Below are 13682 nucleotides of genomic sequence, written 5' to 3' on the forward strand. Positions count from 1 at the left end.
TTGCAAAATTAAAGAATTAAGTCTCTATCTTTGCGGCGTCAAATCACTGACCGCCAATAAAATGTTTTCCTCCTTCAGGAATTTTGCATTTTCTCCTCCCCCAAATTCTGTTGACATTCTTAATGTTAACTTAACAGTAGCCTTACCCTCTTTTCTTTTCACCTTTTCTATTTTTGCACAAAAAAAACCCTTTATGAAAAACCTGATTACCCGATTGATGCTCATCGTGGTGATGTGTTTGCCTATGCACCTTAGCTGGGGGCAGGGAGCAACAACTGCCTCTATGAATGGTGTCATTACCGATGCAAGTGGAGCTGGCCTGGCTGGTGCTACCATTGTGGCGGTACACACACCTTCTAACACCCAGTATGCGGCCAGCGCCGACGTAAACGGTCGGTATAACCTACAGAACATGCGTGTAGGTGGTCCTTACTCTATCACCTCTACGTATGTAGGTTACCAAGACCAAAAAAGAGAAAACGTATTCTTGTCTTTGGGTCAGAACCTGAAATTAGATTTCAATTTAGCCCAAAGCGCAGTTGGCTTGAGCGAAGTACAAGTAGTAGCTGATCGCGGTGCCGTGATCAACGCTGACCGTACCGGTGCCTCTACCAACGTGTCTCGTGAGCAGATTGAGCGCCTTCCTACCTTGAACCGCTCTTTGCAGGACTTCACCCGCCTTACGCCACAAGCCTCTGGTAACTCTATTGGTGGCGCCAACAACCGTTACAACAACATCACCATTGACGGTGCTGTGAACAATGACGTGTTTGGTTTGGCTGGTACAGGTACCCCAGGCGGTCAGGCTGGTACGCAGCCGATCTCTCTGGATGCCATTGACCAGATCCAAGTGGTATTGGCTCCTTACGATGTGAAGTTCGGTAACTTCACCGGTGGTGGTATCAACGCTGTTACCCGCTCTGGAACAAACAACGTGGAGGGTTCTGTGTACGCCTTCGGTCGTAATGAGCAAACTGTTGGCAAAGACCCAATCACTGACCAGAAAGCAGCTGACTTCAAAGACTACCAGACTGGTTTCCGCGTAGGTGGCCCAATCCTGAAAGACAAACTGTTCTTCTTCCTGAACGGTGAACTTACCCGCAGATCTGAGCCTCTTTTGAACAACTTAGGAGATGCCAGCTCTATTGTACCAGAAGCCGATGTGAGAACGATCTCTCAGACGTTGATCAACAAGTACGGATACGACCCAGGTACTTTTGGAAACATTGACCGTCGTACAGAAAGTAACAAACTTTTCGCCCGTTTAGACTGGAACATCACTGATCGTCATCAATTAACGCTTCGTCACAACTTCGTTGACGCGTTTGATGATAACATCACCCGTACCAACAGCACCTTCCGTTTCGGTAACAACGCTTATGAGTTCTCTAACGTGACGAACAGTACCGTAGCTGAGCTTAGAAGCCGTTTCTCTGAGAGCGTTTCTAACAGCTTATTAGTTGGTTACTCTAGAATCAGAGATACCCGCGACACGCCAGGCGCATTGTTCCCGCAAGTAACCATCCGGTTCAACAATAGCGGTTCAAACACCATCACTGCTGGTACTGAGCGTAGCTCGGCTTACAACGAACTGGATCAGGATATCTTAGAATTCACAGACAACCTGACTCTTTTCAAAGGAGCACACACCTTCACTTTCGGAACGCACAACGAGTTCTTCAGATTCAGAAACTTGTTCATCAACAACGGAACGGGTTACTACCAATTCAACAGCCTTCAGGATTTCTTAGACGAAAGACCTTTCCAGATTGAGCAAACCTATGTGAATGCCAATGCAGAGCCTGCCGCTAAGTTTGATGCAGCACAACTTGGCTTCTACGCACAGGATGAGATCTCTCTTACAGATAACTTCCGTGTAACTGTAGGTCTTCGTTTGGATATTCCGGTAATGCCAGACACCCCTGCCCGTAACGAGAAAGTGGAAACTGCTTTTGACAGATATCCAGAGTACACAGACTTGAGAACTGATGAAACGCCAAGCGGCCAGTTACTTTGGGCTCCACGGGTTGGCTTCAACTGGGATGTGAAAGGCGACAAAACTGTACAGTTGCGCGGTGGTACCGGTATCTTCACGGGTCGTGTACCGTTTGTATGGTTGTCAAACCAGTTCACCAACAATGGTATCACGTTCAGCACTCTGAACCTTCAAAACCAAACTGCTACTGGTCAATTTGAGACCAATATTGATGAGATCCGCAGCTTAGGAACTGCCGGTTCAACTGCTGAGATTAACCTTGTTACGTCAGATTTCAAGATCCCACAGACATTCCGTACTAACTTAGCGTTAGACTACACGCTTCCTTTTGGTATCATTGCTACCGTTGAAGGTATCTACACCAAAACTTTGAATGACATTGTGTACAAAGACATCAACTTGGTAAACCCACTTACCAGCTTGACTGGCCCAGACAGACGTCCATTGTATCCATCTTCTGCAAACAGAAGAATCAGCCCAGACTTCACTAACGTAATCTTGTTAGATAACACCAACAAAGGTTATAGCTACAACCTGACTGGTCAGTTACAGAAGAACTTCAACAACGGTATCAACACCATGGTTGCCTATACTTATGGCAAATCTGAAGACGTGAACAGCGGAACCAGCAGCACGGCTCGTTCTAACTGGCAGTTCAACCAAGTGGTTACTAACCCTAACAACCCGGAGCTTTCTTACTCCCGTTTTGACATCCGTCACCGCGTGATTGCTTCAGGAGGTTACACTATCAACTGGTTAAACAACTTCAGCACTTCTATCTCCCTGTTCTACGAAGGTCAGTCAGGTACTCCATTCACCTACCTGTATGCTCAAGACTTGAACAGTGATGGTAACACTGGTAATGACTTGATGTACGTTCCACGTAACAGAGAAGACATCACTTTAGTTGACTTGAAAAACAATGCCGGTGTAGTAACCCGCACGCCTGATCAGCAATGGGAAGACCTGAACGCTTTCATTGAAGGTGATGAGTACTTGAGAAGCCGTCGTGGTCAGTACACAGAGCGTAACGGTGCCCGTACTCCTTGGACACACCGTGTAGACCTTCGTGTAGCACAAGACATCTTCGCTAACTTGGGTGCTAAAAAACACACGTTGCAGTTAACCTTTGACGTGTTCAACGTAGGAAACGCCATCAACAAAGACTGGGGACGTAACTACTTTGTAAACAACGCAGCGGTTGAATTAGTAAGATTCTCTGCCCGCGATGCAAACAACCGTCCTTCTTTCACCTTCAACAAGCCAGCTGCAGATGTTTGGTCTTCGACCTTCTCTTCAAGATGGCAAGGACAAGTTGGTCTGCGTTACATCTTCCAATAATCACTTAACATCATCAAGCATAAAAAAGGCGGACCTTAGGTCCGCCTTTTTTATGCTCCCTACTTTAGCAAAGAGGGTGCCGCCCAGAGGCAAGCAGTTGGATAAACGTCTTAGGCCTACCCCTAACCCTTCTAGATTACTTTAAGCGCAAAAGCCAGGCAGAAGATAGCTGCCTGGCTTCTGCGCTTTAGGGTCATTTTCCCCAAATCAGCCCTAAAGCACAGTTAAACCTGATTCTACCTATTCTACTATTCAGGTAACACCTACTCACTTCCTGAGTTTCACTCTCCTTTTAAGGGCCTACTAGCCGAAATAAGTTTTCTACAGGCATCAACTTGTCTGTTCTGGCACCGTAAAGGAAACCATCTAACTATATGATATTCTTATAGTTATTATTCAAAATACGCTATATAAACGCTGTCCCTCTCCGGGTTTTCCAGACCTGGCCGCCTCCACTGCTTTTCCAAGGAGGAGTATTCTGCCGCAAGCTGCTCGCATTCTCTGCTAAACCCGGATTCGCTTTTCTTCTGCCTCGTTTTTCAGCAGTATTGACCAAACAATCCTTTTATGAAAAAACTTTGTACCCCCCTGTTATTGATTTTCCTGCTGTGTTTGTCGGTTCACGTTAGTTGGGGCCAAGGAGCCACCACCGCCTCCATGACCGGTGAAATCACTGACGCAAGTGGTGTTGGCCTGGCCGGTGCTACCATTGTGGCTGTCCATACGCCTTCCAATACCCAGTACGCCGCCAGCGCAAATGAAAATGGCCGGTACAACCTACAGAACATGCGGGTGGGTGGCCCTTACACCATCACGGCTACCTATATTGGTTACCAGGATCAGCGGCGCGAAAACATCTTTCTCTCATTGGGCCAGACCCTTAGACTGGATGTAAACCTTGCCGCCAGTGCCGTAGGCTTGAGCGAAGTACAGGTGGTTTCTGAACGAGGTGCCGTGATCAACGCAGACCGCACCGGGGCTGCCACCAATGTATCCCGCGAGCAGATTGAGCGCCTTCCTACCTTGAACCGTTCTTTGCAGGACTTCACCCGCCTTACCCCGCAGGCTTCCGGTAATTCACTAGGCGGCGCTAATAACCGTTACAACAACATCACCATTGACGGTGCCGTGAACAACGACGTGTTTGGTTTGGCGGGCAGCGGTACCCCGGGCGGCCAGGCCGGTACACAGCCGATCTCTCTGGATGCGATTGACCAGATCCAGGTAGTGTTGGCTCCCTATGACGTAAAGTTCGGGAACTTCACCGGGGGCGGGATCAACGCCGTAACTCGGTCTGGGACCAACATTGTAGAAGGTTCTGTGTATGCCTTCGGCCGAAATGAGAACACCGTGGGCAAAGACCCGGTAACAGAACAAGAAACTGCGGAGTTCAGGGACTATCAAACGGGTTTCCGGGTGGGAGGACCAATCATCAAAGACAAATTATTCTTCTTCCTGAACGGCGAGATTACCCGCCGCACCGAGCCCCTGTTGTTTAACCTGGGAGACGCAGGCTCCATTGTTCCTGCCACGGACGTCAGAAACATAGCAGACACTTTGCGCATCCGGTATGGGTTTGACCCGGGCACCTTGGGGCCCATCAATCGCCTGACGGAAAGCAACAAGATCTTCGGCCGGTTAGACTGGAACATCACCGATCGGCATCAACTAACGCTTCGGCATAACTTTGTAGATGCCTTTGATGAAAACATCACCCGCACTAACACTACGTTCCGGTTTGGCGGTAATGCTTACCAGTTCAATAGTACTACCAACAGTACGGTGGCAGAGTTACGCAGCCGTTTCTCTGAGACCCTTTCCAACAGCTTAATTGTGGGGTACTCCAGAATACGGGATAACCGCGAAACGCCAGGCGCTCTTTTCCCGCAGGTGACCATTCGGTTTCAGGGCAGTGGTAGCAATACCATCACCGCCGGTACTGAGCGGAGTTCGGCTTTCAACGAGCTGGACCAGGATATCTTTGAATTCACCGACAACTTGACCATTTTTAGAGGCCGCCATACCATTACTTTAGGTACGCACAATGAGTTCTTCAGCTTCCGGAACCTGTTCATCAACAACTACAACGCCTATTACCAGTTCAACAGCCCCGAAGACTTTTACGCCGGAAGGCCTTTCCAGATTGAGCAAACCTACTCTGCTGATCCCAACAACCCTACACCAGCCGCCGAGTTCAACGCCATGCAGTTAGGGTTTTATGCCCAGGATGAAATGGATGTGCTGCCTAATCTGCGGGTGACCTTAGGCTTGCGCCTGGATGTACCCGTAATGCCAGACACCCCCGGCCGAAACCCAGCCGTGGAAACTGCTTTTGAAAGCTACCCCGAGTACACAGACCTTAGAACAGATGAAACACCCAGCGGCCAGCTGTTATGGGCTCCTCGCTTAGGCTTCAACTGGGATGTAAGAGGCGATAAGACCATTCAGGTGCGCGGTGGTACGGGTATTTTCACGGGTAGGGTACCGTTTGTCTGGCTCTCTAACCAGTTTGTGAGCAATGGCCTTCTCTTTAATTCTTTGCTTCTCCGCAACCAGACGGCTCCTAACAGATTTGTAACCGACATCAACCAAATCAGAAATCTAGGGCCTGCTGTTAGCACCACGGAGATCAACCTTATCACCGATGACTTCAAGATACCCCAGACGTTCAGGACCAACCTGGCGGTAGACTACACCCTGCCATTGGGGATCATTGCCACCGTAGAGGGGATCTACTCCAAAACCATGAACGACATTGTGTACCGGGACATTAATCTCCTGGCGCCAACGGGCAACTTGACCGGGCCAGATCAGCGCCCTCTGTATTCCTCGGGCCGGGTCTCCTCTGCTTTCACCAACGTTATCTTGCTGGATAACACCAACCGAGGCTACACCTATACCATCACCGGTCAGTTGCAGAAGAACTTCAACAACGGCATCAACACCATGGTGGCTTATACCTACGGTCGGTCTGAGGACGTCAATAGCGGGGCCAGCAGTACTGCCCGGTCTAACTGGCAGTTCAACCAAGTGTATCGGAACCCGAACGACCCGGAACTCTCCTTCTCCCGGTTTGATATCCGGCACCGCATTATCTCCTCCGGAGGGTACACCTTTAAGTGGCTCAACAACTTCTCTACTTCTATCTCCGTGTTTTATGAAGGACAGTCTGGCCTACCCTTCACTTATTTGTATGCGGGTGACGTGAACAATGACGGTAGCAATGCCAATGACCTGCTCTACGTACCGCGCACCATTGAAGAAAGCGGACTGATAGACCTGACCACCTCGGCTGGCGTGGTGACCCGCACGGCAGCGCAGCAATGGACAGACCTGAATGCCTTCATTGAGAACGATGAATACCTGAGAACCCGGCGCGGCCAATTTGCTGAACGTAACGGCGCCCGCACCCCCTGGACTCACCGGGTGGACCTACGTCTGGCGCAGGATATCTTTGCCAACCTAGGGGGTAGAAACCACACGTTACAGTTAACCTTTGATGTTTTCAACGTGGGTAACTTATTCAACCAAGACTGGGGCCGCAATTACTTTGTCAACAACGCCGCAGTAGAATTGGTCCGGTTCCAGCGCCGTGATACGGAAAACCGTCCGCTCTTTACGTTCACCAACCCTACTGGCAATGTCTGGACTACTACCTTCTCCTCCAGATGGCAAGGGCAAGTAGGTTTGCGCTACATTTTCCAATAATCGCTTTAAGGCATCTTTCATAAAATCGGGGCGAAAACAGATTTTGTCCCGATTTTATTTTTTCAAAAAGATGCTGCCTGTCCTCACCTCGCGTATTAAATTAAACCGAAGTCACTCAATCACTTACCAACTCCTCAAGCCATTAAGGACTAAAGTGGGCTCACCTAGGTGCACATCAAAATAAAGAAATGGTCAGAAAAGATTTTGTAGTTATCAGAAAGGCTATTACTTTTGTAGCATCAAAACGGGGGATTAGCTCAGCTGGCTAGAGCGCTTGCATGGCATGCAAGAGGTCATCGGTTCGACTCCGATATTCTCCACACTGATTAAGAGGCACTTACGAGATAAAACTTGTAAGTGCCTTTTCTTTTGAATTACACGGTAGCCCACATAACTTTTAGACTGGCTGGAGATACTGCAAAACATCTTGGCTGGCCTGCTCCTTTTAGGACATTTTTCTTAAAATACTCCCAAAACCTAGCCTCTACATACAATACTCGGCTGTGTGGATAAATATATTAGCAAAATATAGCTATAAACTATATCTACTTACCTCATTTTGTTCGTAATTGCCAATATTTTTAGTAATTACAATTTGGTATGGAAGCAGCGATCATCCCCTTGCACCCCATTGAGGAGCAGCGATTCCTCGTCATCATAGACCAAGGCAACTCCTTACCCCTCTACACCACCACGGTGCAGGCCGGGTTCCCCAGTCCGGCCACTGATTACTCAGCGGAGCCCATTGACCTGAACACCTATGCCTCCAACCATCCCGCCTCCACGTTTTTAGTGAAGGTGGTGGGTGACTCCATGATTGGGGCGCACATCATGCCAGGCGACCTGGCCATTGTGAACCGGGAGATCAGGGCGACGAGCGGCATGGTGGTGCTGGCCTTTGTGGAGGGCGGGTACACCATCAAGCGGCTGGAGGTAAAGCCAGATGCGGCCTATCTGGTGTCGGAGAACGAGAAATACCCGCCTATCAAGATCGACTCGCCGGAGGGCGGGCTCATCTGGGGCGTGGTGGTGGGCATTCACCGTAAGTTCTAGGGCCATGACATCGCTCTTTGCGCTGGTAGACTGCAACAACTTCTACGCCTCCTGCGAGCGGCTCTTCCGGCCCTACCTGAACGGCCAACCCATTGTGGTGCTCTCCAACAACGATGGGTGCGTGATCGCGCGCAGCAACGAGGCCAAGGCCTTAGGCATTAAGATGGGAGCGCCCATGTTTGAGATCAGGGATTTAGCTCAGCAGGAAGGCATTCACGTGTTCAGCTCCAATTACGAGCTCTACGGTGACATGAGCCGGCGCGTGGTATTGGTACTCTCTGAGTACTCTCCCAACGTGGAGGTGTACAGCATTGACGAGTCTTTCCTGGACTTGGGCAATTTCAAGCACGTAGACATAGGGCAGCACGCCCGGGCAATCTGGGAGCGGGTACCCCGCGCCACAGGCATTCCTGTGGCAGTGGGCGTGGCTGCAACCAAGACCTTGGCAAAATTAGCCAATAGGCTGGCCAAGAAATCAAAGAAAGCCAACGGGGTGCTGGTGCTCACCGATCCCGTGCACATTGAGGCGGCCCTGAAAGCCACTGAGGTGGGAGACGTGTGGGGCGTGGGGAGAAGGTATGCGAAGAAACTGGCGCAGTACGGGGTGCACACCGCTTATGACCTCGCGCAACAGACAGACAGTTTCGTGAAGAAGCACTTGACCATTGTGGGCCTCAGGACCGTGAAAGAACTGAGGGGCGAGGCCTGCATTGAACTGGAGATGGTGCCGCCGGCCAAACAGAACATCTGCACTTCCCGGGGATTTGGAAGGCCAATGACGGAGCTAACCGATATTGAGGAGGCACTGGCCACCCACGCAGTACGCTGCTCCACCAAGCTCAGGAAGCAGAAAAGCTGTGCGGCAGCCTTCACGGTCTTTCTGGAGACCAGCCGCTTCATAGACAAATCTCAGACTTACTTCAACAGCCGCACGGTGAAACTGGACAGCCCCAGCAGCAGTGAGTTGGTCATTGTCTCCGCGGCTCTTAAGGCGCTCAGAGCCATCTTTCGGCCCGGTTATCGGTACAAGAAAACAGGCATCATTCTCTCAGGCATTGTACCAGCCAGTCAAGTACAGCAAAGCCTTTTTGAACCTACTTTCAGGAAAAGGGACCAAAACCTCATGGATACGCTGGACATCCTCAGAAATAGGTTCGGGTACAGTGCCATCAAATACGGCGTGCAGGGTACCAACGCCAATTGGCAGATGCAGACCAATAATCTCTCGCCCTGCTATACCACCAGGTTAGATGATTTGATTCAGGCCCGATGATCAGGTTGAGCGGCTTGGCTGGTTGTAGGTAGAGTCAGGATCAGTTCTAGGTGGGGAGAAAGCCTTTTTCCTTTCTGATCCGGATGGAGGCCATAAAACGCATTAGGGGTACTTCCACCAACTTGTAGAGAGGGATGCTCACCAGAACAGAGACGAAGGCACAGAGAAGAATAAACAGATCTGCCGAGATAAGTGTGGTACCTTCCAATGCTCTTATGTAAACAGGAAAGAGCAGGGTGTGCAGGAGGTAAGCCGAATAAGATGCGTTGCCTACCTGCGTTAGAAAGGAAGGAACTTGATACTGCTTTGCCTTTTCTAGAAGAACTACCCCAGTGAGCAAAAAGGCAGACGGCACACCCCAGACCAGCACTCTTGTAAGGGCAAGTCTATTATCGGCGATGATTAGCACTGCTTCGCTCACCTGATGGTACCCAGTAAAAATTGTTCCAACGCTGCCCACCGCCCCTAGTGCAATGAGACCCATGGGCAGCATGGCTGATGCAGAGGTAAATCTCTGGTAGATCATCCCTGCTCCTAACCCCAACACAAACTCAAGCAGAAGTGGACTAGTCATAAACCGGAGCATGGCTATTTCAGAACTCAGAACAGCTCCACAAGCTGCAAGAAGGCAGATAACCAGGACCAACCAGTAAAGCCTCCTTTGGTTAGGCAATAGCAGGGAGAGTCCCATTAAAAGGTAGAAGTAGATCTCAAACGAAAGCGACCAACCTACACTTAAAACAGGCACCACAAACTCTTTATCGTCAAGAAAAGGGAAAAACAAAAAGGACTTGGCAAGCGACAGGCTATCGGGTACTCTACCTTGAATGATCAATTTAAGAATCACTAGTAAAGTAAGCCCAAAGTACAAAGGGGTAATTCGTACTACCCGCTTGGTCAGAAAAGTTCTTAGGCTACCAACTCCAGCATAATTAGAGGTCACAATGGCCATGATAAACCCACTGATGACAAAGAATAAATCAAGGCCGATGGCACCCCAATTCTCCAGAAAATAAAACCTGGATTGATGGGCACTATGATTTCCAAATAGGGCATGAGAAAGATCTATGGAATGAGCATAGATAACCAAAAAGACCGCCAAAGCCCTAAGCATCTGCAAAGATTCAATCTTTCCTTTTTTCTTCATTAATCCATTAATAGTAGACCAGAAAGATAAAGCAATCTTTCTATAGAACGCCTCTGAAATCCTGCTTCGTTGAGAACTACCATCAGCGCTCCACAGAAAGCTATCACAAAGAGGGCCCCGTCTTGCTCTCTGAAATCAGTTTACAAGCAGCTAGGCAAGACCTCTTTAAGTGCTTACGGGCATAGAACCAAGGCCTGCACCACACGTACAGAACTGCAGGAACGCAACAAAATGCGTTCTCATTTGCACTGGTTACACCTATTCATATTCTAGCCTTGACAAAGCCATGTCTAAAAAGAAGAAAAAAGGACAAAAGCACCAAACGTTTTACAAAGCCGTAAAGCCGTACATTAAAGACAACCGGGTTGTGTTGGCGCTACTGGGCGCTGTGGGTGTGGGCGTAGCGTTAGCGAAAGCAATAGGACCAGACAGGGCCGGGAACCTTATAGACGGCATCACGGCAACCATGAAACACTTAACGCACCACAAACCAGAGGAAGAAAAAACCAAATCTCCCAAAAAAAGCAAATCTCTGAAAGAGGCAAATACTGACACAGCGGCCGTTGAAGTAAGTTAAACCATTCTAAAGCCGGTATAGCTATTAGTTTCTGTTACGGAGCAGAGGGTTGCCATACGCCGCTTCTTACGGCAATTCTCTCCGCCGGAAACCTAAAGCAAAGACTGGCGTAAGTTCTACTACAAGAGTAAACCACATTTTATCTGAGTATTTACCGAATCGTACAGATTCACTACAACTAAAACTATGTCAAAGGCTAAGAACAAGGACAAAAAGAACAAAGGGACGAAAGAAAATAAAAACAACAAGTCTCTGCTAAACGGAGTGAAATCCCTGACGAGTAACAAAAAAGTATTGTACTCCCTGTTAGGAGCGGCAGGTGCCGGAATCGCGATTGCAGCGTTAGGCAAAGACAGACGCCGTTCTATTACTGATTCTGTAACCAGTTCTGTACAAGGACTAGGCGGCACCTTAGGCCTGGGTGGTTCAGGTAATGGCAATACCTCAGGCAACGCTTCTGGCAATGGTTCAAATAAGCCTGCTGGCCAATAAATAGCTAAGGGGCGTATCAACTGCTTCTTCTTGCCCATATTTTGCAAAAGGCGAATCCTTATAAAATAGGGTTCGCCTTCTTTTTTGAGCAGTTTCAAGAAACTAGCTCTAAAACAAAGCCGCCCTTGCAGATGCAAGGGCGGCTTCTTTTTAGAGGAAAAGCAATGGCTATACGAACAAGCCTTCTACTGATAGGTAACGCTCACCAGTGTCATAGCAGAAGGTAAGGATACGGGCACCTGGTTCAACCTCGGCAATTTTCTGTGATACGGCCGCTAAAGAACCTCCGGAAGACACCCCAATAAAGAGTCCTTCTTCTCTGGCAGCCCGGCGGGCATACTCAAACGCATCTTTCGGGTCTACCTGAATCACACCATCCAGCACAGACATGTCCATGATCTTCGGGATGAACCCTGCTCCCACGCCTTGGATAGGGTGCGGACCAGGGGCGCCGCCGCTCAATACCGGAGATAAAGTAGGCTCTACGGCAAACACCTTCAGGTTAGGAAATTTCTGTTTCAGAACCTGGCCTACGCCGGTAATGTGCCCGCCGGTTCCTACACCGGTGATCATGTAATCAAACCCATCGGGGAAATCACGCAGAACTTCCTGCGCAGTGGTTTCTATGTGGATGCGGGTATTGGCTTCATTATCAAACTGCATGGGAATCCAGGCGTTCTCGTTTTGAGAGGCCAGTTCGTTGGCGCGCTCAATAGCGCCTTTCATGCCTTTCTCCCGTGGCGTCAGTTCTAAATGGGCACCGTAAGCAGCCATCAGACGGCGACGCTCAATAGACATAGACTCTGGCATGACCAAGGTAATTTCATAGCCTTTCACGGCCGCCACCATGGCCAAACCAACCCCGGTGTTTCCCGAAGTAGGTTCAATGATATGGCTATGGGGCTTTAACAGACCACGCTGCTCGGCGTCCTCAATCATAGACAGGGCAATCCGGTCTTTGATGCTTCCACCGGGATTGGCACGCTCCAGTTTCATCCAAACCTGGGCATCTGGGCCAAACAACTTGTTGATACGCACGACTGGGGTATCCCCAATGGTCTGTAATATGTTTTCTGCTTTCATATCGTGTGGTTTACGTTAGAACGAGTACCAGCTTCAAGCAATTTGCCTTGCCTTGGGCTTGGTACAAATGTAAAATTATTTTGATAACCCTAGTAAGATGCTAGACTAGATAGAGAAATCCAGGATGTCTTCTGGCGCCTCTGATCTGCTCACCTTTATCTGGGCGCGGTGATACAACCTTGAATAGGCTGGTACGCTCTCGGTGAGCCATACGTTACCACCAATAATGCTGTGCGCCCCAATGACCGTGTTACCGCCCAAAATAGTGGCCCCGGCGTAGATGATCACGTTGTCTTCCAGCGTAGGATGGCGTTTTAAATCCATCATATACTTGGCCACACTCAAGGCTCCCAGCGTCACGCCCTGGTACAACTTCACGTTTTTGCCGATGACGGTGGTCTCGCCGATGACAATGCCGGTACCATGGTCAATGCAGAACGGATAATCAATCTGCGCTCCTGGGTGGATGTCAATACCAGTGCGACTATGCGCGTATTCAGTTAAGATGCGCGGCAGCAAAGGAACTCCCTCTTGGTACAGCAAATGCGCGATGCGGTACACCGCGATGCCGTAAAAACCGGGGTACGACCTCATTACTTCCTCTATGTGCCGGGCCGCCGGGTCTTCCTGCAAGATAAACTGGGCATCAGAAATCAGGCGCTCGTGCAAATTAGGCAACTGGCTCATGAACCGGTCTACGGTCTCAGCGGCCGAGAACGCGCTGATATGCTGCACTCCTTCCAGCAAAGATTCCAGTTCCTGCTCCAGAAACGTGGCTTCTTGAGCCAGAGCCTGCGCATCTCTAAAAGGCTGCTCCGCTAACGGCGGAAACAGCATTTGCAGCAACCGGTTCAAAAACTGGCAGAGCAAACCGGTAGGTATGCGGAGCTGGTTCTGCTGGTGCAAACCCCATAACCGCTGTAAAAATGATTCTTCCATACTTCTCAACTACGAAAATATATTGGCGAGGGAAACAAAAAACCGATTCCATTTCGCAAACGGCAAAGGTAAA

The 13682-nt window shown here is 49.4% G+C and carries 9 protein-coding genes and 1 tRNA gene; 7 read left to right on the forward strand and 3 right to left on the reverse strand.

What is annotated here, in order from left to right:
• Window positions 1–193: 193 nt before the first annotated feature.
• The 5 genes from ACW9SV_RS02830 to ACW9SV_RS02850 all read left to right on the forward strand — a co-directional run bounded on the left by ACW9SV_RS02830 (window position 194) and on the right by ACW9SV_RS02850 (window position 9371).
• Window positions 194–3337, forward strand: coding sequence for a TonB-dependent receptor (locus tag ACW9SV_RS02830; RefSeq protein WP_479555223.1), 3144 nt, complete (start codon window positions 194–196; stop codon window positions 3335–3337).
• A gap of 567 nt (window positions 3338–3904) precedes the next feature.
• Window positions 3905–7045 carry a TonB-dependent receptor gene (locus tag ACW9SV_RS02835; RefSeq protein ID WP_479555224.1) on the forward strand — a complete coding sequence of 1047 codons (3141 nt, stop codon included), beginning with the start codon at window positions 3905–3907 and terminating at the stop codon, window positions 7043–7045.
• A 246-nt stretch (window positions 7046–7291) separates the two neighbouring features.
• A tRNA-Ala gene (locus ACW9SV_RS02840) sits at window positions 7292–7365 on the forward strand.
• 280 nt (window positions 7366–7645) lie between these two features.
• Window positions 7646–8098: a LexA family protein gene (locus tag ACW9SV_RS02845; RefSeq protein WP_479555225.1), complete on the forward strand. Its 453-nt coding sequence runs from the start codon at window positions 7646–7648 to the stop codon at window positions 8096–8098.
• 4 nt (window positions 8099–8102) lie between these two features.
• On the forward strand, window positions 8103–9371 hold the full coding sequence (locus tag ACW9SV_RS02850; RefSeq protein ID WP_479555226.1) for a Y-family DNA polymerase: 1269 nt from the start codon (window positions 8103–8105) through the stop codon (window positions 9369–9371).
• 46 nt (window positions 9372–9417) lie between these two features.
• Here ACW9SV_RS02850 and ACW9SV_RS02855 read toward each other — a convergent pair whose 3' ends face one another.
• On the reverse strand, window positions 9418–10518 hold the full coding sequence (locus ACW9SV_RS02855; protein ID WP_479555227.1) for an acyltransferase family protein: 1101 nt from the start codon (window positions 10516–10518) through the stop codon (window positions 9418–9420).
• 286 nt (window positions 10519–10804) lie between these two features.
• Here ACW9SV_RS02855 and ACW9SV_RS02860 point away from each other — a divergent pair, with 286 nt between their 5' ends.
• Window positions 10805–11095, forward strand: coding sequence for a hypothetical protein (locus ACW9SV_RS02860; RefSeq protein WP_479555228.1), 291 nt, complete (start codon window positions 10805–10807; stop codon window positions 11093–11095).
• A 186-nt stretch (window positions 11096–11281) separates the two neighbouring features.
• Window positions 11282–11587: a hypothetical protein gene (locus ACW9SV_RS02865; RefSeq protein ID WP_479555229.1), complete on the forward strand. Its 306-nt coding sequence runs from the start codon at window positions 11282–11284 to the stop codon at window positions 11585–11587.
• Between the two features lie 168 nt (window positions 11588–11755).
• Here ACW9SV_RS02865 and cysK read toward each other — a convergent pair whose 3' ends face one another.
• Both cysK and ACW9SV_RS02875 read right to left on the reverse strand, forming a co-directional pair.
• Window positions 11756–12670, reverse strand: coding sequence for a cysteine synthase A (cysK, locus tag ACW9SV_RS02870; protein ID WP_479555230.1), 915 nt, complete (start codon window positions 12668–12670; stop codon window positions 11756–11758).
• Window positions 12671–12775: 105 nt separating this feature from the next.
• A complete protein-coding gene (locus tag ACW9SV_RS02875) occupies window positions 12776–13609 on the reverse strand; it encodes a serine O-acetyltransferase (RefSeq protein WP_479555231.1) in 834 nt (277 codons plus the stop codon).
• Window positions 13610–13682: the final 73 nt, after the last annotated feature.

It is taken from the genome of Rufibacter sp. JT20002 (genome assembly GCF_056491185.1).